Origin of the sequence: Planctobacterium marinum (assembly GCF_020687805.1) — a bacterium.
Lineage (GTDB): Bacteria > Pseudomonadota > Gammaproteobacteria > Enterobacterales > Alteromonadaceae > Planctobacterium > Planctobacterium marinum.
In genome coordinates, this window is record NZ_JAJEWQ010000005.1 from 114,182 (window position 1) to 136,669 (window position 22,488).

Below are 22,488 nucleotides of genomic sequence, written 5' to 3' on the forward strand. Positions count from 1 at the left end.
TGAACAATCAAGTGATTAATTTTTTCCGGGATAAGAAAAAGCCCAAAGAACAATGTTCTCCGGGCTTGTGAGCTTGACACTTGCTGGATTCACCAGACCAAGACCTGGGAAGCTTGTCATCGCCGTACCCTAGGTCAGCTACCTTTACAGTAGTCTCTCTAGCCGGATATACCGGAACACTTAAATTGTAGCTACAAGTTGTAAACGTATAAGTTCTCATTATGTGTACGGTAAGGAACATAGACACCGCAAAAAGAGAGCGTTAGCGAGTCCGGTGGAGGACATGCCCCATGCCTTACCTTTTCATTTATCTGACTACATGGAACTGGTCGATATCACGGGCAGAGCTATCTTACCCAATAAACGCGGCGCAATTGAAGAATCAACGCCTGCGATATTGGAACGTCTTAACCTCAAACCTGAGCAATGGCAGGAACTCACCACTCAATTTGAAGACTGTTTTCATCATGCTGCAGGCAGTGAATCTTATCTTGAAGCCTATCGACATCGACACAAACTAAAACGACTCAGGGATAAAAACACCGCTAATCGATTATTTGGCTGACAATCACTCCCTTAATGCCAACATAAAGCAATACGCGACTCAAAAAGTTGATTTTTTAGCCGTCCGGCTCGGTTCTCAGAAAACCAAAAACAAAATCATGAAAACTGGATCACACCACCCTTAGGATGGCTGTCTTGATTAGTTATAACACATGGGCTAAAATTAGGAACGAAGTGACGCAGCCCATGTGTTAGCGTCCCAGCGAGCAGCGCGAGCGCCTTTAGTTTTTTGTTAGGTTGCGCTTTTCGCCAATTGCCCACCACACCAACTTTCATAATCAAAAGCCTCTGGGTGATTGATTAAATTTGTCGCTCTTTGTGCCCACAAACGAACCTTATGGTTTTTAGAAGCATAACCTAATTTAATGAATTCTCTAACAGAGGACTCATGTGTGGAATTAAATTTACTTCGAACTGAATCACCTACCATGAAATAGAGTATGTGAAGAAAATAGTCAGCATTTGGACAACTAGCATCTGAAGCATAGCCAATAAAATCGTCTTCGAATCCTACCCAAGCTAAGCTCAAATCCCAATCTTGGCATGGTTCGATTGCGCCTATCGTATATGCCCATTCTTTGACTTCATAACTGCTTGGGTTCCAAGGGTCGTTAAACATAGTGCAACCTAACTACTAAATTAAAGGGCAAATACTTGTTGGCTATACTGCCTGAGGAACGAAGGCCAGCCAACGGGTATTTGTCCACGTTTAAATTTTCTTGTTCTAAGGCATAGTGCACAACCGCATGGCCGGAACCGCCTTTTGAATCATAGCCCGCCCAGATTTCACCCCATGAATATTTTCCGGTGCTGTAGCCAATGTCAGAAAGCCACTTCTCCGTATTTTTCGCTCGCAATTTTTCTTTGTCTTCGCTGAAGTCACTCCAGCTGGTTCCATATAGTTCAGGGTTGCTTATTGAAATATTTACGCTTTGAAGCTTTGACTGAAAGAAACAGAGGTTCAAAACTATTTTCTCCCCATTTATTTCAATAAGCGGTAGTGCATACCAAATATACCCATTTTCCATGTCTTGTTTATTGACATCGGGAATCACTGCAACTTTAGATTCAGATAGATCTGATGAGAGGATAAGTCCATTTTCTAAATCAAGTCTAAATTTTTGCACGGGATTCCTTTGCCTTATAACTGCCGCAATAAACGGCGAAAATTTATTGGCTATAATGCCCGAGGAACGAGGAGCAGCCAATGGATTTTTGTCCGGGATTAATTGCCTTTGTTATATGCGCTATTGATTAGTTCGCTCATGCTCACTTGGCAATTCCAAAACAAATAAGTCTTTATTGCAAACTTTACATGTGTAGTTGGCTTTTAGTTGGTAATTGACACACATGAAAAAGAATCCATAAACCTTTTTACCTATTCTTACGAAAGTGAGTACGAATGCGGTCACAACCATAAGACCGATTGTATAAAAACCACTGTTAATAAGAGCCATATCTATCAGCAACTCGGCGACTAAAATCACTACTACTTTATTCTGCTTTTCCGAGTAAGCCACGAAGATCGTTATGAAGGCTATTAAATATGCAAGGAAGATGGAGTTCTCTACAAGGTAAGATGCAAACCAAACAGGTCCGGTGAGAAGAATACTTAATATCAAGAATCCAACTGCATCAATTTTGGAGATCCAAAAGTTAATTTTCGGAATGGTATATTTGCCGCAGTGCTTAACAAACAACTTCAATATTTCTGAATCCCATTAGCATATAACATTTTTATCGACGACAAATGTCCAATAATATCGAGACATTTGTCGTTTTTTCACATTGACACAATTTAAGCGCAATTTTCCCCCCTGTAAACTCAACAGCTTAGGTTCGGGCGTTTTTTCAGGTTGGAGAAAAACGACAAATGTCGTCTATCAAAAGAAATTTGACAAAAGTAGGGTGGCTGTAAAATTTGAACAGTATTGCTTGTTGGTTTGAACAACCTTCTATTCAGCATACTTCCAGATACACGATTGATTGCTTTAGGGTATTTGCTGACCTGGTGTCGACGGGCGGGAAGTTGAATCATCGTCCGGTTCGTCAGTTTTTACAAAATTTATTACCTGAAGGTAAAAAGTTAGCAGAGCTAAGCGGTTACCGCAGCATCTATAAAAATAATACGTTTCGACTAATAAGCACATGAGTACCGATACTTTTGCCGCTTTGTCTTTTACAAGCCAAAACAATGCTGAAACAGAGACAGCATATCGAGAAGTCACTAATGAAGCGTTAATCAACAATAACCAGCTGTCGATCCGGTTTTATTGACAATTTTGTTGTCTGCTGTGCCAGCAACAGAGCATTCCCGCAGCCTGTAAATTTCACAATCTGGCCTTGTAAAATATTCCGGCCGGTCTTCAACCTCACCCATAAGATAAAAACATACTGTTAAATATCAATAACTTAAATATTGGCAAGATAGTTGAATTAACCCTGACGAAACTCATCACGCAACACCAGGAGTCACTATGAACATTGATATTGCAAAAGGTAAATGGGATCAACTGACCGGTAAGGCGAAACAACATTGGGGCAAGCTGACCGACGATGAAGTCAAACAAATCGAAGGAAAATTCGAGAACTTTCACGGTGTCATGCAGGAAAAGTACGGCATGACCAAAGAACAAGCCCAAAAAGCCTTCGAAGAACTCAAAGCATAAGCATTCAGGCATCGACACGAAAACCCGGACACCGCTTCCGGGTTTGTTGAGGACAAAGACACTCAGGAGAGCACCATGAAAAAAACGCTAATGGCACTTATAATCAGCACCAGTATCACCCCTTACGTTGCAGCAAACAATGACACCGATCAGGAATATTGGTGGTTTGGCTTGAGCGGCGAAATGTATAGTCCCGATGAAGACCGACCCGGCGCACTGGGTTCAGGTTGGGGGTTCGGTGAAGAATTTGGTTACCGGTTCAACGCTGACTGGGCAGGCCGTATCGAGCTTACCGGTCTCAATGCCGATCTCGAGCGCGAACGTCTGCAAACCGGCGATCCTGTCAATGATGCAGGCATGCGCTACGGCGCTGACGTTTTGTACTACCTCAATAGTCGCGATACCTACGTATTTACCGGTCTGAAACGGGAAACATTGGGTGATGAACCCAACCTGTTAAATCTGGGTCTGGGTAAACACTGGCGTATCAATGACAGTTGGGCCTTGATATCCGAGGCAACCTGGTATCGGGAATTGGGAGATAACCACAATAATTTAGGGGCCAGGTTGGGGATAGCCTATAAGTTTGGGCATAGCGCACCCGCGGCAAAACACAAAGACGATGACCAGGATGGTGTCGCCGATTACCGCGATAACTGCCCCTATTCAGAAACAGCGGCGGTCAACGCTGATGGCTGTCAGATAGCGGAACCTGAAGATGCAATTAACACCGTTACCTTTACCGCTTTTTTTGAACACGACAGTGCTGTGGTGCAAAAGCAGGACAGTGAGCAACTCAAGGCATTCGCTGCCAGAGCCCGATTTAACCCCAAAGCGACGTTGCGCATCGAAGGGCACGCTTCCCGTCCCGGCACCAACGAATACAATTTTGATTTGTCCAAACGCCGCGCTGAAGCGATTAAATCTCTGCTGATAGAGCATTACGGTGTTGCCGCGGATCGCATTACCGTCGTTGCCTATGGCGAAACCGATTTATTATCCAGCCAAAAAACCATCTTTGCTGAAAAGCTGAATCGCCGTATTGAAGCCACCCTGACAATTGAGGAATAGGCGCATCCGGTTCATTGATTCAGGCGGAGACGGTGTGTTGCAACACTGTTGCCGCCCCAATGGCGGGAATTCTTTGCTGGAAGGGGATTACTTTAACAAATGTGGGTCAAAGGCATGGCCCAGTTTTTTGGTCTTAGTTTTCAGGTAGTGTTTGTTGTCTTCGGTGATACCGTGATCGATTGGCACACGTTTGATTATTTTGATGCCCAGGTCTTTTAAGGCGGCAATTTTTTTGGGATTGTTGGTCATAAGCCGAACTTTTTTCACTTTCAGCGTGTCCAGCATCACCTTACAGATATCGTATTCCCGCAGATCCGCATCAAAGCCCAGATGCTCGTTTGCCTCCACGGTATCCAGCCCCTGATCCTGCAGGTTATAGGCCTTGATCTTGTTGAGCAATCCGATACCACGACCTTCCTGACGCAAATACAACAGCACGCCCCGGCCTTCTTTGACAATATTTTCCAGTGCTTTTTCTAACTGAAACCCACAATCACAGCGGGTAGAGAACAGGGAATCTCCGGTAAGACATTCAGAGTGGATACGAATAGGCACCACATCTTCTTCCTGCCATTCGCCATACGATAAGGCCACATGCTCCTGATGACTGGCAGTATCTACAAAACCGTGGATCATGAACGAGCCAAACCGGGTAGGTAATTTTGCAGAACTTACAAATTGATACTTAGGAAGCAGCTGTGACATAGGTATTAACTTCAGTTTCGGAGTAGACCCGATATGATAACAAATGGGGTCAATTTCAAGTTATCTGATTATAACTTTTAAAACTATTTAGTGCTTCAGGTTTTGCCACGCCATAGCCCTGCGCAAAATCTACGCCGATTTTACCCAGCTCCACCATGATCTCTGTGGACTCCACGTACTCTGCTACCGTGCCGATGCCCATGGCCTTGGCCACGTCTTTCATGGAACACACCATCGCCATATCGATGGGGTCCACCAGAATGTCTTTGACAAAGCTGCCATCGATTTTTACAAAATCTACCGGCAGTTTTTTCAAATGCTCATACGATGAAAAGCCAATGCCAAAATCATCCAGGGCAAACTTACAACCCAGTTTTCTGAAGGTATTGATAAAATCCAGGGTCTCATCCATCTTTACGATAGCGGTGCTTTCCGTGATCTCAAAACAGATTTTTTCATAGGGAATGTTGTATTTCTCAAAGGCATTGAGGAAATACAGTTTAATATCTTTATCCCCCATCGACAGCCCGCACAGATTAATATTGGCCTGACTGAGCTCATGGAGATGTTCCGGGTGGCCGGATAACCATTGCAGGTAGCGATCCACCACCCATTTGTCGATTTTGGTACTGAGGTTATAGCGCTCCGCTGCCGGTAAAAAGGCAGCCGGAGGAATAATGTTGCCATCATCACCCTGAATTCTCAGCAATATTTCGTATTGGTGTCCTGCGCGGCTTTTCTGCAAAGACTGATAGTGCTGAAAATAGAGAATAAACTTATCTTCATCCAGCGCCTGATTAATTAGCGTGATGGACTCCAGATCAGCCTCGTAACGCTGCATTTTAGCGTCTTCACTGGAATAGACATGGATTTGATTCCGGCCTTGTTGCTTGGCCAGGTAACAGGCTGAGTCCGCCATACTCATCAGTTGCTCGGCACTGTTAATGCCCTTGCGGTATTCCACCAAACCAATGCTGACCCCCAGGGTAAACATGCGATTGTCCCAGATAAAACGATATTCCTGGACCACATTTAACAGTTTTTTAGCCACGGTATAACCAGACACGGCTTCATCGCCTTTGAGCAAGACCGAAAACTCATCGCCTCCCATACGCCCTAAAATACCGCGATTCATAACAATATCGTTGAGCTTTTGCGCCAGTTGTTTGATCAGTACATCACCGGCCTTGTGACCACAGGAATCATTGACAATTTTAAACTGATCCAGGTCCAGATAGAGCAAGGTGAGCTCCTGTTCCTGGTTTTTCATGGCGGATAACGCCTCGGTCAACTGGCCTTCAAAATGGCGACGATTATAGATACCGGTCAACGAATCATGGGTGGCCATATAACGTAAACTAATATCCGATTGTTTGCGCTCGGTAATGTCCACAATGGAACCAAACAGCAGTTTGATATCATTTTCTTCGCGCATTTGTACCGAAATCGAAAACCAAAACTCCGTGCCATCCCGGCGGACCCCTTTGACTTCTTTTTCGATACAGCTGCCTTCTTTAATGAGTTGCCCGATCAGGATGTCCCGATCTTCTTCATTGGCATAAAATTGCGTGGCATGACGCACTTCCTGTAAAAGTTGTCGTTCATTCTGATAGCCAAACAGGTGACACATCGCCGGATTAACCGAGATTAGCTGACCATCCTGCGTGGTACTGAACAAGCCTTCTGCAGAATTGCGGAAAAAGTCGTAGAAGCGTTGCAGATCGGCGATGGTGCTCTTTTGCTGCTCGTATTGACGGTGAATGATCACCTTTTCATGTGCCTCTACAGCAACAGCAATACAGATAACGCCTAACAATATCAGCAGGTTAAATCCGAGATTGGAACCTGTATTCAGTACCTGTCCGTCAATAAACAACACCGTATGCGTCAGCGTGGTCAAACTGATAGCCAGCCAGCCCGCGATATAAAGCTTATTGGGTAAGCTGTTAAACGGGTTGCGATACACAATGGCCAAAAACAATTGCAGCAGGATCACCGCTGCACCTAATCCGGCCGCCAATACAATTTGCCAGTAAGCATCCGGCCAAAAAGCAATGACAATAAAGGCGATGGCGCACAGATAGTTCACCAGTCGCCAGTACCCCGGCATACCAATCAACATGGCATAGGACACTTTCACTGCACAATACACTGACAGTGCCACCAGCCCCAGCGAAAAGGGCACGATATAAGCGGTAAACCCGGTCGCCTGCCCCAGTACCCCTTCATTGTTTAAAAACAATACCAGAAATACCAGGTTGGCGATGGCAAACCAAAAACGCACCGGACTCCCCAACATCAGATAGGTGAGCAGAAAATAAGTGCCCAAAATCAGCAGTGCACCGGTAAACACCCCGATCAATGCCAGATTTCGGGTCTCCTGTTTGATGAGCGCGGTGCTTTTCCAGAAGTTGACATTGAAGACCAGGGGACCGTCGTCTTTGATTCGAAACACAATGTCAAACTTTTGCCCGAAGTCCAGCTCAAAGGGCAACGCAAATTCACGATAGTTAAAAGGCCGGTTCGCAAAGGGGCGATTGGCGCCAATATTCGCGGAATGCAAAATACGGCCTAAATCATCCAGGATAAAGATATCGACATAGTTGAGATTGGGATTATTAATGATCAGGGTATAGCGCGATTTTTCCAGTGACTCATAGCGCAAACTGGCTTTGCCCCACAAACTCTGTTCGGGTGACAATACTTTTGGCAGATCAGCAACTGACCATTGCAACTGGCGATTCTTAATATCTGACAGTTGCACCTGATCATCCGTCGTTTGAAAACTCAAATGAGCACTCAGATCAACATGCGGATTGCGGTCATCCAGTATCAGCACATCGGCATTTGCGACAGCAAATATCAAACTGCACCAATGACACAACAATATGATTGCGAGCTGCTTCAGAACGTTTCCAAGATTACAGTAAATTCACACAGGATAGCATAATACGATCAGACTGCTGTATCTGATAACAAGATCGCACAAAAATTCTGCAATTGCCCTGCGTCCTGTGCGCCCGCCGATTCAACCCAGGCGCTTTCAGACAGATGCTCAACAAAGATCAGAAACTGTGCGCCGTTCATGTCAATGAACCATTGTTCGCGGTCGGCCCCCTGTTCGTGCTGCTTGATTTGCCACTGCTGGTGCGCCTGCAGTTGGGTCAGTTGCAACGCCAACCCCTGTGTATCGCTGGCCCAGCCATAATCCAACATGAATAATTGCATAACGGTTGTGTAACATTCGTTGTACTCAGGTTAGCCGGAATTGTAGCCGATTGATGCCAAAAAATCCGACTAATGGCTAATAGCAATATGCTGCCTGCCCTCTATATTAACAGATTACCGTTGGTGCAGAGATTTTACCCTGTTTGCTATGCCTGAAATGGCAAAAATACAGATGTGGTTTAGTATTAATCTGGCACGCAATAAGATTTTGAGAAAATCGCTCTTAGCCCGTGATCAGAGCGCTGAATTTTCTATCACCAGGAAGGCAGAATCATTATGAAACTAGGTTTTGGAAAGTTAAAGATTACCACAGAGCCGGATACCGGCGTCGAACTGCAGGAACTCAGAAATACCACCCAGGCCCTGCAACGCTCCTTTGCAGTCATTGAATTTGATCCCCAGGGTAATATTTTATCGGCTAACGATAATTTTCTGGCCACTATGGGCTATGCCCTGAATGAAATTCAACACAAACATCACAGTATGTTTTTGCGCCCGGGAGACAGCCAACATGCCGATTATCAGGCTTTTTGGAATGATCTGCGCGATGGCCAATTTCAAAGCGGAGAATACCTGCGAATCAATAAAAATGGCGACGATGTCTGGATTCAGGCCACCTATAACCCCATTTTAGATCAGCAAGGAAACGTCTATAAGGTCATCAAGTTTGCCTCCGAGATCACCCGCCAAAAAGCCCAAAGCGCCGAATACGAAGGTCAAATCAATGCCATCAGTAAATCCCTGGCAGTGATACACTTTGATTTAGATGGGCGGATATTGTGGGCCAACGAGAACTTTTTGCAGACAATGGGCTACGCGCTGGACGAAGTGGTTGCGCAGCACCACAGAATATTTGTTTCTGAGGAAGAAAAAAGCGCAGACAGTTACCGCACATTCTGGCAACAACTTAACAACGGCGAGTTCCAGTCTGGTGAGTTTCATCGCGTCGCTAAAAATGGCCAAAGCGTCTGGATTCAGGCGTCTTACAACCCCATCTATGACAGTACAGGTCAACTAAAAAAGATTATTAAATACGCCAGTGATATTACTGAGCAAAAGCTGAAAAATACAGATTTTGAAGGCCAGATAGCCGCCATCAGCAAAACCCAGGCCGTGATTGAGTTTAACACTGACGGTAAGATACTGAATGCCAATGAAAATTTCCTGGCCACCATGGGTTATCAGCTGGCTGAGATTCAAGGCAAACATCACCGCATGTTTGTGGATGGCGCCTATGCCAACAGTCCGGATTACCAGGACTTCTGGCAGCAATTGCGCCAGGGTAAGCATCAGAGCGGGGAGTATCAGCGCTTCGCCAAGGGAGGTAAAGAGGTCTGGATACAGGCCGCCTACACACCGATATTTGATGTTAACGGCGAAGTGCTGAAAATCGTCAAATACGCCACAGACATTACCCAACAAAAACAAGATTATGCCAATTTCCAGGGGCAAATTTCCGCCATTGGCAAATCTCAGGCGGTCATTGAATTCGATATGGATGGCAACATATTAACCGCCAACCACAATTTTCTGGCCACCATGGGTTACGAACTGGATGAGATACAGGGCAAGCACCACCGCATGTTCGTGGCACCAGAGGTCAGCGCGTCTGCCGAGTATGCGCGCTTTTGGCAGGACCTGAATGACGGAAAATTCACTACCGGTGAGTATCAACGGATTGCAAAAAATGGCCAGGATGTCTGGATACAGGCTTCTTATAATCCCATCCTGGATGCCGCACAGCGACCATTCAAAGTGGTGAAATACGCCACCGATGTTACAGCGCAAAAAGTACAGAATGCCGATTACGCGGGGCAAATCGCCGCTATCGGTAAATCACAAGCCGTGATTGAATTTAACCTGGATAGCAGCATTCTCACAGCTAACGTTAATTTTCTGCAGGCTATGGGTTACCAACTGCAGGAGATTCAGGGCAAAAAACACCAGATATTTGTGCCCGACGCCATCAAAAACAACCAACAATACCGGGATTTTTGGGACGCGTTGCGCGCCGGTGAATATCAATCAGGAGAATTTAAGCGGATCACCAAATCAGGGGACGATATCTGGATTCAGGCCTCATACAATCCCATACTGGGACTGAATGGCGAAGTGGCCAAAATAGTGAAATACGCCACCGATATCACCCAGCAAAAAATGATTGATGCCGATAATCAGGGGCAACTCAATGCGATAGACAAATCACAGGCCATTATTGAGTTCAGCCCTGATGCTACCATTCTCAAAGCCAATGATAACTTCCTCAACACCATGGGCTATCAGCTGGCTGAGATTCAGGGTAAAAAGCACGGCATTTTTGTCACCCAGGACTACCGGGACAGTCAGGATTATCAGGCATTTTGGGAAAATCTGCGCAAAGGTGAATTTCAGGCGGGCGAATTTAAACGCATTGCGAAAGACGGCTCTGAGGTCTGGATCCACGCCACGTATAACCCGATCTTCGATCTCAATGGCGAGGTGTATAAAGTGGTTAAATTTGCCATTGAGGTAACCGGCCGGGTCAACGCCGTCAACGCCGTCAGAATGGCTCTGGAAAACCTGTCTCAGGGGAATCTGAATACCACCATTCAACAGACGTTTATTCCCGAGTTTGAAAGTTTGAAAGGGGCCATCAACAGCACCGTCGATAAATTGCGTGAAACCGTTTTAGATATCAATCACTGCGCCTCAGAGGTGATGGTAGGTGCCAATGAGATTGCCCAGGGTAATCAGGAACTCAGTAACCGCACCGAACAACAGGCTTCTTCGCTGGAAGAAACCGCCGCCAGCATGGAAGAGTTAACAACCACAGTGCAGGAGAACGCCAGAAACAGTCAGGAAGCGCATGAGATAGCCAATCAGACCAAAGAAAAAGCCCATCAGGGCGGGCAAATCGTGTCAGAGGCTATCGCCAGCATGGAGTTAATTAGTCAGTCCAGTAAAAAGGTGGTGGATATTATTAATGTTATTGATGAAATTGCCTTTCAAACTAACCTGTTGGCACTGAATGCCGCCGTGGAAGCTGCCCGGGCGGGCGAAGAAGGCCGGGGCTTTGCCGTTGTGGCAACCGAAGTTCGCAATCTGGCACAGCGTTCTGCCGGTGCCGCTAAACAGATCAAAGAACTGATTCAGGACAGTGTGAAAAAAGTAGACGAAGGCAAACAACTGGTAAACAACTCAGGTGATACACTGGAAGAAATTATTCATTCTGTGGTTAAAGTCACCGAAATGATGAATAAAATTGCCCTGTCTTCTAAAGAACAGTCTACCGGTATCAGCGAAATCAATAGTGCTGTCAGCCAGATGGATAATATGACCCAACAAAATGCGGCCATGGTGGAAGAAGCCACGGCAGCCAGTGATACACTGAAACAGTTGGCAGTTAACATGACATCCAAGCTGAATTATTTTAGTCTGGGGGAACAATAGCAATCAGCCATAAGCACACTGATCCAAAATAATCCGCCGGAGTATTGATCAAGGTTACTGTTGTTGAACAACTCCGGTTAAAAACACTCACAAGCAGAGAGCTAACACCATGAAAAAGACCCGAAACTTTTTAATGCTAGCGCTTGCCCTTGGAATGGCCTCGACGTCAGCGACAGCTGCCGGGGATGCAGCCAAAGGCAAAGCTAAATCCGTAACCTGCCAGGCATGTCACGGCGCCAATGGTATCTCCATGATTCCTAATTACCCCAATCTCGCAGGCCAGAAAGAACTTTATCTGGTGGATGCCATAAAAGCCTATCGCGATGGCACCCGTAAAAATCCGGTGATGACACCAATGGCAGCGGCACTGTCAGACGATGACATTGCCAATTTAGCCGCCTATTTTTCCAGTCTGCCTGCAGGCGGATAAAAACGCCGCCACCATGCCTGTCCGCCAATCTCACTGAACCTCAGAGGCTTTCATGGGATTGGCTGTACCACTGACTCTGATCGAAACCGATAAGTCCCTGCACCAGGCCCTGTATCTTAATCTGGTCACTACGGGTGGTTTTGGTGTTATCCCGTTAACGTCTGTACCCAGGGAAAAACTGCAAAGCGGACTGCACGCCCTTATCGCAAATCACAGTCTGCTACCTCAGTTACGCCACCTTATTCCCCCTGAAACCCTTAGGATTTTTTACCAACCCTTGTTCAGTAATATAAATGAACCCTGTTCGTTTATCCGGGAAGGAAATTTAAATTACCACCTGTGTTTTTCGATGCAGGCGTTACCGGGTTTTTCTGAAGCGGTAAAGCAAATTTTGATGCAAAATTAATATGGTCTTTTTAGTGGTTAATGGCGTATAACCACAATAAATTTTTTTTGGAAAAAACCATGCTGACCGTACACCACCTCAATAATTCTCGCTCACAAAGGGTGTTGTGGATGCTGGAAGAGCTTAACCTGGACTACCAGATTGAGTTTTATCAACGTGACAAGAAAACCATGTTGGCACCCGCATCACTGAAAGAAGTCCACCCGTTAGGAAAATCACCGGTGCTGACCGACAAGGAGCATACCATTGCCGAGTCGGGAGCCATTATTGACTACCTCGCCAGAACCTACAGCAATGACGCTTTTCGTCCACCGGAAAGCAGTGATCAGCACCAGCACTATGTTTACTGGTTGCATTTCGCCGAGGGCAGTCTGATGCCGCAATTATTGCTCAAGCTGGTTATGCAAAAAGTGAAAGACAATGCCCAACCTTTTTTCGTGAAGCCCATTGCAGGGGCGATTGCCAACAAGGTGAATAAGAACTTCATAATGCCCAACATTACCCGGCAACTGGCCTTTATCGAAACCCATTTAAAGCTCAACGAGTGGTTTGCGACGAACCGGCTGACCGGTGCAGATTTCCAGATGAGTTTTCCGCTTGAGGCTGCTGTGCATCGCGGCCTGTGTAAAAACTACCCGTCAATTACTCAGTGGGTAGAGAAAATCCAGGCCAGAGACGCCTATAAAAGAGCGTTGACCAAAGGGGGGGACTATGACTTTGCCTGACAAACCAGTTAATTCGCCACTAATGGCTGTAATCTCTGAGTAAGCGAATAAATTCTTCACCATACTTTTTCAGTTTCGTCTGACCGACGCCGTTGATTTGCAACAACTCTTGCTGGGTGGATGGTTGCCACTGTGCCATTTCAGCCAGCGTCGCATCGTTAAACACCACATAAGGTGGCACGTCTTCCTGCTCGGCAAGCCGTTTGCGCAGATTCTTCAGCAGGGCAAACAATTTGCGGTCATAGTGTTTCGCATCCACCGATTTGTCTTTGCTAAAAGACAGGTTCAGACGAGGGACCGCCAGGGTCAGGGGATATTCCGCTTTGAGCACCGGCCGGGCAGCCTCGGTCAGTTTCAATGCTAAGTTTTGGGTCACGTCCTGACGCATAATCCCCTGATGAATAAGCTGATAAATAACATTCCACCACCAGGCGTCAGTTTGCTTTTGTCCGATGCCATAAACTGACAACTCAAACCACTCTGGTGGCATGTCTTTTAGTTTTTTACCCCGTAGGACTTCAATCACCGATTTTACCGGCACGGCCTGTTGCAGGCGCAAAATGCAGGACAGCACTTTTTGCGCTTCTTCAGTGGCGTCAAAGCGCTTGGGTGGATCCAGACAAATATCGCAATTGCCACAGGCTTTATCGCTGAATTCCGAAAAGTAATTCAGCAGCACCTGACGCCGGCAGGTTTGGGCCTCAGCAAAAGCCACCAGTGCCTGAAATTTGTTTAGTTCTACTTCCCGGCGCTGTGCATTTTCCGATTGGGCAATCCAGTCTTTATTGCGGGCCACTTCTTTTTCATCAAACAACAACAGCGCCTCAGCAGGCATACCATCACGCCCGGCCCGGCCCGTTTCCTGATAATACGACTCAACGCTGCGTGGCAGGTCATAATGCACCACAAAGCGCACATTGGGTTTATTAATCCCCATCCCAAACGCCACAGTTGCCACCACCACATCCACTTTGTCCTGTAAAAATTGGGACTGGGCCCACTCCCGTTCTTCTGTGGATTTACCGGCGTGATAGGCGGCGGCTTTAATGCCGTGTCGGCACAATTGTTCTGTCAGTGTGTCTACCTTGTTGCGGCTGTTGCAATAGACAATACCGCTGCCATCCTGTTGTTCCAGATACTTCAGCAATTGTTGCAGGGGCTTAAATTTTTGCGTCAGCAGATAGCGGATATTGGGTCTGTCAAAGCTGCCGCGCCAGACAAAGGCATCCTGAATACCCAACTGCAGCAAAATATCCGAACGGGTGGCGATGTCTGCTGTTGCGGTCAGTGCCATCACCGGGGTGTTGGGCAGAAACTGTTTAAGTTGCCCCAGTTGTCGATATTCGGGCCTGAAATCATGCCCCCAGTGAGAAACACAGTGGGCTTCATCAATGGCGATCAAACTCACCGGCAGTTGCGCCAATGAATGTAAAAACTGCACCTGCATTAGCTTTTCCGGTGAGACATACAGTAATTTACTATGCCCGGACGACAGGTTTTGCACCGCCTGCATTTGTTGCTGAGGAGTTTGTGTTGAATTCAGACACTCAGCGGTAATCCCCATCGCCGCCAGCGAATCAATCTGGTCCCGCACTAAAGACAACAGCGGGGAAACGACAATTGTCATGCCGGGTAACAGCAAAGCCGGGATCTGGTAACAGAGTGATTTGCCCCCCCCGGTAGGCATTAACACCAGGGTATTCAGTCCATTTAAGGTATGCTCGATGATGTCACCTTGCCCCTCCCGGAATTCGCGATAACCAAACACTTCCGAAAGTATTTGTTTGGGGGTCCGGAGGCTTTCAACCTGAACAGGAACGGTGGCAGTATTCGATTTCAAAGGGCTTCAGAATGATTATTTAATAAGTTAACAAGACAGCCATTAAAAATGGCAAAATGGCGCACCACTAAGTGTATGAGTTTTTAGCCCTGGCTTCATTAAAAACTTCACAGGAATTAGCATGCAAGAGACAAAATTAACCCAAAAAGCCATGTTGGATTTGGTCATGGATGTATTTGATCAACAACTGCCCTTTAACCGTTTCCTGGGATTGCAAATCGAGCGTACCAATTTTGATAAAGCCACCATCCGGTTAAACTGGCAAGACAACCTGATGGGCAACCCCTATCAAAAAATCCTGCACGGGGGTGTCACCGCAGCCATCCTGGATACCGTAGGTGGTTTAATGGCGATGCTCTACGTAGCAAAAGACCTGAACGATCTCACTGCCGATGAGTTCAGGCAGCGCATTGCCAGAATTGGCACCATCGACATGCGGGTAGATTATCTCAGACCAGGCAAAGGTGAAGAATTCACGGCAACCGCTGAGATGATCCGCAAAGGCAATAAGGTGGCGGTGTGCCGTATGGAATTACACAATGAAAAAGGCACTCATATCGCCTTTGGCACCGCCACCTACATGCTGTAAGTGGCGACGATTTGCGGTTTAGCCGTGTTAACGCCAGGAGCCGTACATGGGGTTGGGCAACAGGAACAGGCTGCGGCCATGCTCTGGCAGCAAAGCGCCAATATCTGCGTGTTCCTGGGTAACACCTGCAAAGTCTTCAATGTTATCGCCCACCTGGAACAAAATCTGATGAGGTTGAGCCCAACTGCGATTAATCTCCCGGGTTAAGGAAAAGCACCCGGCTTTGCCCTGGCGTACTTGCTGGCGACGCAGATCTTTATCGTTGTGTATGCCTGGTTGGCCAATCACCTCCTTATCCGCCGCCACCCGGCCCATCAAACAGGTGTTATCATTAGTCACCGGAACCTCAAGCGCCTGCAAGTTACGCCAGGTGTGGGCGTCCAGCGTACGCGGCCGATTGGTGATAAGCGCCACTTTACCCCCCTGTTGATACACCGCTTCCATAAAGGCTTTGGCGCCAGGCACTAATACAGCGTTTTCGCTTTCTACCCAGGCATTCCAGGTATCAGGAGCAAATCCGGTTCCCAGTGTCTCTGTTTGGCGTTGGTAAGCGGAATTGTCCAGAATGGTTTCATCCACATCCATCACCACCACCCAGTTGCTGGTTTCAGACGATACCGATTTGATGGCTTCTGTGGCCTGGCGGTACATGTCTTCGGTTAACAGTTGATATTCTTTGCTGCGGGTGAGCCAGGTTACCGCTGTCGAATAAGCAGGTTTTTCTGCAAACAGGGCGGTGGAAATTGCACAGTGATCACTAAGCATGGCCTCGGCTTCCATGTTGTCAAACTGATGCACCTGTATTGAATTACTGGCCACCTGGGTATTCATGCCCCCCACCAGAATATGATCGATAGGCGCCGGGTAACGCGGGTGACACCCAATAACATCGCGGGTTGCCAACCGGGTCGAGCGGTTTTCGCTGAACAGCAACCTTGACAGGCGATTGTACGGCGCCGACATGCGATGATTAAAATCGCCTAAAACCGCATAGGCCGTGCCCTGCGCTTCGCGCTGTGCAATCCAGTTATCGAGAATAGGCGCTTGCCTCGCGTAGATTTGGCAAGACTCAGAATCACTGCTCAGGTAATCATCTACAAAGCAGCCGCTTTTCATATGTACGTTTAAAATGTCCAGTGGTCCGTTAGGCGAAGCCACCTGGATGACTAGTCCGTAGCGCAAGCCGGGCATATCCAGCGCCAGCTCTTCAACATTGTCTGTTGCCAGTACAGCTACGGATTTTTTGACGGCAAAGGCCACTTTTTGCTGGGTAGAGGTAAAGCCACTGCCCCGGCACTCATAGGACTCGCTGTCCGGTCTTTGCGATACGATGATCCGCCAGTCACTGTCAGGAAAAATTTGCGCCATGGCTGTTGCCGAAGCGACTTCCTGCAGCGCGATAACATCGGCATCAAGACTTTCGGCATAGTGCCTGAGTGCAACAATCTCCTGTTCAGTACGCGGTCTGCACCCTGTGTCCTGGGGATACGCCAGATGTTCAATATTCCAGGTCGCTATCCTCACCGGCATGGTAACGTCAGTGGCTTGCACCACATCGTCTGCTTTTTCCGGCATGGCGAGTGCATTATTGCTGGTGCATCCAACGGTGAGTGCCAGCAGAGAAGCTAAGCCGAACAAACGCATTGTATTCATAAACATTGGCCTTTTTTAATCCTTTACTTAACTAAGCAACCTTCATTATGAAGAATTGTTAGGTCAACACAACCTAAATGATCCCGTCACCAATACCCCATCTTGCCTCTGAGAAAAAAGCGCAAAACCCAATTTATCGATAAGCAGTTGCCCATGTTAGCATCCGCTCATTGCGGGTTTAAGAAGCCAGCCTATGGCGCTTCTGGCTGCTGACACTGGCGTAATCGATAGTTGCGCAGATGCCCCCAGGCTATTGCCACAGAGCCCAGCACGGTCAACAGAACTTCGCCGGTTTCCCCCAAATAATCGTGCCCAAACAGAACAGCCGCCAGCAACAATCCAAGCCCTGTTACCCCAACGGTCAGCACCGCAGTCTGACTGTGTCTACGGTAGCCGACAATCAACGTAATCAAGCTCAGCGGCACAATGAGGTAAAGCAATCCGATGTGAAAAATCTCATCATTCAGTGCTAGCAGGCCGGTTAGTGGTGGCAGGATCAATAACAACAGGGGTAAAAACAAACAGTGCAGCAGACACAGAAATGAAAGTCCGACGGCTGCCTTATCGCCAATTTGCTGTAACTGCATTTTACTGTTTTCCTTATATTGTATTCGTCGCCTGTCACTGACAGCGACGGCAAATTCCGGTGATTTCTAATTGGGTATCAGTCATCAAAAACCCGGTGTTTTCGATGGTGCTGGTCAGTTGATGTACCAGATTTTCCGCCACCGGAATTTCTTCAACCTGCTGGCAAGACTGGCATATCACAAACATGGAAAACGGATGGTGCTGACAGGTTAACAGACTGGAGCAGGCCACATACTTGTTTGCCGATTGCAAGCGATGGACCAGTTGGATGGACTCCAAAAACTCCAGAATTCGGTATACCGACATCGCCATAATGGCTGGCTTGTTAACCTTGTTGTAAGCGTGAGTCAGCTCATAGGCAGACAGCGGACATCCGGCTTTGAGTAATAATGTCAGAATCCGTTGCCGCTTTTCAGTGAGCTTCCGGCCAGTGTGCTGGCAGGCACGCTTGTCGGCCAAAATAACATGGTCTGATAACTTCCGGCTCACGCGGTCCTCTTCTATTGGCAATGCTGTCGAATCTGACCTGACAGCAAGCAGTTCTGACTATCTGTTACCGGCCAATTTTGGGGTCATAAATGCCCCGGGTATTCGCAATGCTCACGCCGTTTTTAAAAAGTCAATTTGCTTTCCGTTTTGAGACAATATAACATCGCCCACAGTATGATACAATATAACATTACTTAGAGGTTTGGAATGCACAGAATTACCAAAGTTGCCGCCCTTATTGGCGCTTTGTTACCTGCCAGTGTGATGGCACAAACGATTGAAGGTGTGGTAACAAATGACAAAGGCAATGCCGTTGTGGGTGCCAACGTAGAGGTTGAAGGCGCAGGGATCACCACTAAAACGGATGCACAGGGACGCTTTGTGTTACAAAATCTTTCAGTCGGTGTGAACGAAATACACATTTCAGCGAAAGGCTTTGCCCACCTGCATCAGGATATTACGCTGAGCGATAATGCGACGCAGCAACTCGCGCTGACATTGATACGCTCACCGATAGAAGTTATTGATGTTGTGGCTACCCCTGTGCATATGTCGGTTATGGAATCCGCCGCGCCGGTCAGTGTACTGGGTGGCGACACGTTGCGCCGACAACAGGCAGCATCGTTAGGCGACAGTCTGGAAAAAGTCGCCGGTGTGCACACTAATTTTCACGCCAAAGTTGCCAGTACGCCAATAATTCGCGGTTTAAGTGGCCCACGGGTACTTATCGCACAAAACGGATTAGACAGCAGTGATGTGTCTCGCGTTGGTCCGGATCACTCTGTGGCTTCTGAAGCATCAACCGCACAACAAATTGAAGTATTACGCGGGCCGGCCACCCTGTTTTATGGCAGTGGTGCTATCGGTGGTGTGGTCAACGTGGTAGACCAACGCGTTCCCACTGATTCCAGTACCCGTGGTGAATGGTTGCTGGAAGCCAACTCGGCGGACGACCAAAAACTGGCATCGTTTAACGCCACTACCGGCACGGAATCCTTCGGCCTATACCTGGATGGTTACTGGCGCGAATCCAACGACTATGAAACGCCGGTAGCGCCGGAGTTGGAACACGATGAACATGATGAACACCACGAAGAGCATGGCAATGTGGTTGCCAACAGTGGTGAAGAATCCAATGGCTTTACTCTGGGCACCAGTTATCTGTTCGAACAGGGTTACATCGGAGTTGCGGTAGAGCAATTTAATCGTGAATACGGTATTCCTGGCCACAGTCACGGTGACGAAGAAGTGGATGTTTTTGCTGATCTGGAACAAACCCGGGTGCAATTGCAGGGTGAGTACAACCTGGATGGCGACTGGATCTCGCAAGTACAGCTCAGAGCCGGCTATACCGACTATGAACACGCAGAAATTGAAGAAAATGTCACTGGCACCACTTTCGAAAATGAAACCCAGGAATTGCGTTTAGATGTGATGCATGCCTCGTTTGGTGAGTGGAATGGCGGCATCAGCTTTCACTACAAAAACAGTGAAGTCGCTGCCCAGGGTTCAGAGGCGTTCACACCACCTTCAGAATCTGAAACCCTGGCGCTGGCCGTTATGGAAGAACGCCATTTTGGCAATGTGCTGGTGCAGTTGGGTGCCCGTGTCGAGCGTGTTACTTTGACGGCGGACAATGTGCTTCTGCCAGAGATTGAAGCTCACGGTCATGAAGACGAGCATGATCACGAAGATGAACATGATCACGAGCACGACCACGGCGACGAAGTTTCTTATATCCGTGTCTTTGAAGCAGACCATGAATTTACGCCTGTCAGCCTGTCTGCCGGTTTAGTCTGGGACTTTACCCCCGGCTACAACCTGGGTTTATCGGTTTCTCGCTCTGAGCGTGCCCCATCGGCATCAGAACTATTGTCTTTTGGCCCTCATATCGGTACCCAGTCTTATGAAGTTGGTGCGTTATTTGCCTTGCATCAGGACGGTGACGAAACCCATATCGAGTTAACCGAGGATGTTATTGATCTGGAAACAGCCAACAACATTGACCTGACACTGAGGAAAACCCAGGGGGAAGTGGGCTTTGTTCTCAACGCCTTCTACAACCGGGTAGATAACTACTACTATCAAATCAATACCGGATTATTCGCGGAAGACGGCCATGATCACGATCATGAACACGATCACGGAGACGAAGGCCATGATGAACATTCTGGCGAATTACCGGTGTATATCTTCCAGACTGACGACGTTATCCTGCACGGATTTGAAGCGCAGGTAGCCTGGCAGGCCACGGATACCTTCAAAGCGACTTTCTTTTCAGACTATGTCAGAGCCCGACTGGAAGACGGCGGCGATCTGCCGCGCACTCCGCCCCTGCGATTTGGTGCGCAGTTTAGTTATGAACATCAAAATATAAGTGCTCACCTGGATGTTACCCGTTATCAGGAACAGGACCGCATTGCTGACGAAGAAACCGTGACCGACGGCTACACCCTGGTGGATGCCAACATCACTTACACACTGTCAGCGATGGGTCAGGATATCGATCTCTACCTGAAGGGTACCAACCTGACCGATACCGAAGCGAGAGTTCACTCTTCGTTTTTAAAAGATATTGCACCACGCCCGGGCCGCAGCATTGCTGTGGGTATCCGAGGTTATTTCTAAATCTTTGCTAAAAATACAAAATAGGGAACAATTTATGACTAATTCATTCCAACTTAAATTGCTGGCGGCAGCGATCGGAACCATCTTGCTAACGGGTTGTGGTGACGCCGAAACAACGATTATTGAGCAAGATCCTATCGAAGTACCTGATGATGATCACAGCGATGACGACGATCATGACCACGGTGAACATACCATTGAGTCCATGGGTCGTCTGGCGGTATTGTCCGGTGAAAGTGCCAGTGTCACCATTTTGGATATCGAGCACAGTGAAGCGCTGGACAGCTTCGCCCTGATCCATGAATCTAATTCTCTGGCAGCTTCTGCGGATCTGCGTTATGCGGTAATCGCCAGCCGGGGTCAGGATTACCTGGGTTTCATCGACAGTGGCCTCTGGCGTGAAGATCACGGTGATCATCTGCATGACTACGAGCAGGCACCGGCTATGAGTGATTTTGAATCATCCGGCAGTCGTCCCACACACCTCGTCAATCACGATGGCCAAATGGCGGTCTTTTATGACGGTGACGCAGATTCCGGTACACCCGCAGCAGTGCAGGTGCTAACGGATCTGGACATCAGTAACGAAAACAGCGATTTACCGACGTTAAATTACACAATCAATATGCATGGTGTTGCTGAGCCTCGGGGTGAGCACCTGTTATCCACTATTCGTCGCGACGATGCTGAAAGCACCTCTGGTGCCAAAATTCTGCCAGACCAGGTTGGGGTTTATCACCTGCACGATGGTGAGTATGAGCTGGAGCAGACTCTGGAACTGACCTGTCCTGACCTGCATGGCGCGGCACAAAACCACGAGTTTGTGGTCTTTGGTTGTAGTGATGGCGTGTTGGTTGCGCATCAACACGACGACGAGTACGAAGCGGAAAAGATTGCCAATATCGACGGTCTGGAAGGCCTGCGTATCGGCACTATCTATGGTCATGAAGACAGTGAAACCTTTATCGGTATTGCCTCTGCACACGGCGGCAGCCACGCAATCCTGACCGCTATCAACCCTGAAGAAAACGAAATGGAATTGCTGGAATGGCAACCTGAAGCCAGCCCGGTAGCCTATGCGTTTTCTCACGGTGGTGAGCAATTCCTGGTACTGGACAGCGCCGGATTCCTGAACATTTTGAGTGGACATGAGCATGATGGCCATATGCACTGGGAGCTGGAAACCCAGTTAGACATCACTGAAGAGGATGTTGCCAACATGCCAGAAGGCATGAACTTCAGCCTGACGGTCGCGCAAAACGGTCACTATGCGTATGTTTCAGACCCTATCGCTCAGCATGTGTTACAGATTCACCTGGAAGACATGGAAATAGAAGGTGATATTGAACTGGACTTCGCACCATCCAAAATCACCTGGTTGGGTATTGCTGAAGAAGCAGAAGAGCACAACCACGACTAATCTGATTTATTCTGCTGTGCAAAAGGCCGTCGCTGTAACAGCGACGGCCTTTTT

At 47.7% G+C, this 22,488-nt stretch carries 19 protein-coding genes; 10 read left to right on the forward strand and 9 right to left on the reverse strand.

The window, feature by feature from the left end; all coding sequences use genetic code 11:
* Positions 1-283: 283 nt before the first annotated feature.
* Complete coding sequence (locus LJ740_RS16755; RefSeq protein ID WP_229530276.1) at positions 284-565, forward strand: hypothetical protein; 282 nt, start codon at positions 284-286, stop codon at positions 563-565.
* 231 nt (positions 566-796) lie between these two features.
* On the opposite strand, the gene LJ740_RS16760 is transcribed toward LJ740_RS16755, so the two are convergent.
* Both LJ740_RS16760 and LJ740_RS16765 read right to left on the reverse strand, forming a co-directional pair.
* A complete protein-coding gene (locus LJ740_RS16760; protein ID WP_229530277.1) occupies positions 797-1,183 on the reverse strand; it encodes a hypothetical protein in 387 nt (128 codons plus the stop codon).
* Positions 1,176-1,691: a hypothetical protein gene (locus LJ740_RS16765; protein ID WP_229530278.1), complete on the reverse strand. Its 516-nt coding sequence runs from the start codon at positions 1,689-1,691 to the stop codon at positions 1,176-1,178. Before LJ740_RS16765 ends, LJ740_RS16760 begins: the two co-directional genes overlap by 8 nt.
* Before the next feature lie 1,350 nt (positions 1,692-3,041).
* Between LJ740_RS16765 and LJ740_RS16770 the strand changes: the two genes are divergently transcribed.
* A complete protein-coding gene (locus tag LJ740_RS16770) occupies positions 3,042-3,233 on the forward strand; it encodes a CsbD family protein (protein ID WP_229530279.1) in 192 nt (63 codons plus the stop codon).
* Positions 3,234-3,308: 75 nt separating this feature from the next.
* Complete coding sequence (locus LJ740_RS16775) at positions 3,309-4,304, forward strand: OmpA family protein (protein WP_229530280.1); 996 nt, start codon at positions 3,309-3,311, stop codon at positions 4,302-4,304.
* An 87-nt stretch (positions 4,305-4,391) separates the two neighbouring features.
* Here LJ740_RS16775 and ribA read toward each other — a convergent pair whose 3' ends face one another.
* The 3 genes from ribA to LJ740_RS16790 form a co-directional block, all read right to left on the reverse strand.
* A complete protein-coding gene (ribA, locus tag LJ740_RS16780; RefSeq protein ID WP_229530281.1) occupies positions 4,392-5,009 on the reverse strand; it encodes a GTP cyclohydrolase II in 618 nt (205 codons plus the stop codon).
* Positions 5,010-5,064: 55 nt separating this feature from the next.
* Entirely contained in the window at positions 5,065-7,875 is a 2,811-nt protein-coding gene (locus LJ740_RS16785; RefSeq protein ID WP_229530282.1) for an EAL domain-containing protein, read from the reverse strand.
* Between the two features lie 89 nt (positions 7,876-7,964).
* The gene (locus LJ740_RS16790) at positions 7,965-8,237 is read right to left on the reverse strand and encodes a DUF3630 family protein (protein ID WP_229530283.1); all 273 of its coding nucleotides are present in this window, start codon (positions 8,235-8,237) and stop codon (positions 7,965-7,967) included.
* 276 nt (positions 8,238-8,513) lie between these two features.
* On the opposite strand from LJ740_RS16790, the gene LJ740_RS16795 reads away from it, so the two are divergent.
* From LJ740_RS16795 to LJ740_RS16815, 4 genes are all read left to right on the forward strand, one after another.
* Positions 8,514-11,666, forward strand: a complete 3,153-nt coding sequence (locus LJ740_RS16795; RefSeq protein WP_324255629.1) for a methyl-accepting chemotaxis protein — start codon at positions 8,514-8,516, stop codon at positions 11,664-11,666.
* Positions 11,667-11,799: 133 nt separating this feature from the next.
* A complete protein-coding gene (locus LJ740_RS16805) occupies positions 11,800-12,096 on the forward strand; it encodes a c-type cytochrome (RefSeq protein ID WP_229530486.1) in 297 nt (98 codons plus the stop codon).
* Positions 12,097-12,148: 52 nt separating this feature from the next.
* Positions 12,149-12,502 (forward strand): hypothetical protein, encoded by a 354-nt coding sequence (locus tag LJ740_RS16810; protein WP_229530284.1) that lies wholly within the window; start codon positions 12,149-12,151, stop codon positions 12,500-12,502.
* Positions 12,503-12,561: 59 nt separating this feature from the next.
* A complete protein-coding gene (locus LJ740_RS16815) occupies positions 12,562-13,227 on the forward strand; it encodes a glutathione S-transferase (protein ID WP_229530285.1) in 666 nt (221 codons plus the stop codon).
* Positions 13,228-13,246: 19 nt separating this feature from the next.
* Here the strand turns inward: LJ740_RS16815 and recQ are convergent, their stop codons facing one another.
* Positions 13,247-15,067 carry a DNA helicase RecQ gene (gene recQ / locus LJ740_RS16820; RefSeq protein ID WP_229530286.1) on the reverse strand — a complete coding sequence of 607 codons (1,821 nt, stop codon included), beginning with the start codon at positions 15,065-15,067 and terminating at the stop codon, positions 13,247-13,249.
* A 121-nt stretch (positions 15,068-15,188) separates the two neighbouring features.
* On the opposite strand from recQ, the gene LJ740_RS16825 reads away from it, so the two are divergent.
* Complete coding sequence (locus LJ740_RS16825; protein WP_229530287.1) at positions 15,189-15,656, forward strand: thioesterase family protein; 468 nt, start codon at positions 15,189-15,191, stop codon at positions 15,654-15,656.
* Positions 15,657-15,683: 27 nt separating this feature from the next.
* Here LJ740_RS16825 and LJ740_RS16830 read toward each other — a convergent pair whose 3' ends face one another.
* The 3 genes from LJ740_RS16830 to LJ740_RS16840 all read right to left on the reverse strand — a co-directional run bounded on the left by LJ740_RS16830 (position 15,684) and on the right by LJ740_RS16840 (position 18,386).
* Complete coding sequence (locus LJ740_RS16830; RefSeq protein ID WP_229530288.1) at positions 15,684-17,309, reverse strand: HAD family acid phosphatase; 1,626 nt, start codon at positions 17,307-17,309, stop codon at positions 15,684-15,686.
* Positions 17,310-17,500: 191 nt separating this feature from the next.
* Complete coding sequence (locus LJ740_RS16835; protein ID WP_229530289.1) at positions 17,501-17,896, reverse strand: MerC domain-containing protein; 396 nt, start codon at positions 17,894-17,896, stop codon at positions 17,501-17,503.
* A 34-nt stretch (positions 17,897-17,930) separates the two neighbouring features.
* Complete coding sequence (locus tag LJ740_RS16840) at positions 17,931-18,386, reverse strand: Fur family transcriptional regulator (protein ID WP_229530290.1); 456 nt, start codon at positions 18,384-18,386, stop codon at positions 17,931-17,933.
* A gap of 207 nt (positions 18,387-18,593) precedes the next feature.
* On the opposite strand from LJ740_RS16840, the gene LJ740_RS16845 reads away from it, so the two are divergent.
* Positions 18,594-21,014 (forward strand): TonB-dependent receptor, encoded by a 2,421-nt coding sequence (locus LJ740_RS16845; RefSeq protein ID WP_229530291.1) that lies wholly within the window; start codon positions 18,594-18,596, stop codon positions 21,012-21,014.
* Between the two features lie 34 nt (positions 21,015-21,048).
* A complete protein-coding gene (locus LJ740_RS16850; protein WP_229530292.1) occupies positions 21,049-22,434 on the forward strand; it encodes a 5-methyltetrahydrofolate--homocysteine methyltransferase in 1,386 nt (461 codons plus the stop codon).
* Positions 22,435-22,488 lie beyond the last annotated feature (54 nt).

Bases quoted from the DNA above. Each gene is read 5' to 3' on its own strand.
- LJ740_RS16755 (WP_229530276.1), top strand. From the start codon at position 284: ATGCCCCATGCCTTACCTTTTCATTTATCTGACTACATGGAACTGGTC.
- LJ740_RS16760 (WP_229530277.1), bottom strand. From the start codon at position 1,183: ATGTTTAACGACCCTTGGAACCCAAGCAGTTATGAAGTCAAAGAATGG.
- LJ740_RS16770 (WP_229530279.1), top strand. From the start codon at position 3,042: ATGAACATTGATATTGCAAAAGGTAAATGGGATCAACTGACCGGTAAG.
- LJ740_RS16775 (WP_229530280.1), top strand. From the start codon at position 3,309: ATGAAAAAAACGCTAATGGCACTTATAATCAGCACCAGTATCACCCCT.
- ribA (WP_229530281.1), bottom strand. From the start codon at position 5,009: ATGTCACAGCTGCTTCCTAAGTATCAATTTGTAAGTTCTGCAAAATTA.
- LJ740_RS16790 (WP_229530283.1), bottom strand. From the start codon at position 8,237: ATGCAATTATTCATGTTGGATTATGGCTGGGCCAGCGATACACAGGGG.
- LJ740_RS16795 (WP_324255629.1), top strand. From the start codon at position 8,514: ATGAAACTAGGTTTTGGAAAGTTAAAGATTACCACAGAGCCGGATACC.
- LJ740_RS16805 (WP_229530486.1), top strand. From the start codon at position 11,800: ATGCTAGCGCTTGCCCTTGGAATGGCCTCGACGTCAGCGACAGCTGCC.
- LJ740_RS16810 (WP_229530284.1), top strand. From the start codon at position 12,149: ATGGGATTGGCTGTACCACTGACTCTGATCGAAACCGATAAGTCCCTG.
- LJ740_RS16815 (WP_229530285.1), top strand. From the start codon at position 12,562: ATGCTGACCGTACACCACCTCAATAATTCTCGCTCACAAAGGGTGTTG.
- LJ740_RS16825 (WP_229530287.1), top strand. From the start codon at position 15,189: ATGCAAGAGACAAAATTAACCCAAAAAGCCATGTTGGATTTGGTCATG.
- LJ740_RS16830 (WP_229530288.1), bottom strand. From the start codon at position 17,309: ATGAATACAATGCGTTTGTTCGGCTTAGCTTCTCTGCTGGCACTCACC.
- LJ740_RS16835 (WP_229530289.1), bottom strand. From the start codon at position 17,896: ATGCAGTTACAGCAAATTGGCGATAAGGCAGCCGTCGGACTTTCATTT.
- LJ740_RS16845 (WP_229530291.1), top strand. From the start codon at position 18,594: ATGCACAGAATTACCAAAGTTGCCGCCCTTATTGGCGCTTTGTTACCT.
- LJ740_RS16850 (WP_229530292.1), top strand. From the start codon at position 21,049: ATGACTAATTCATTCCAACTTAAATTGCTGGCGGCAGCGATCGGAACC.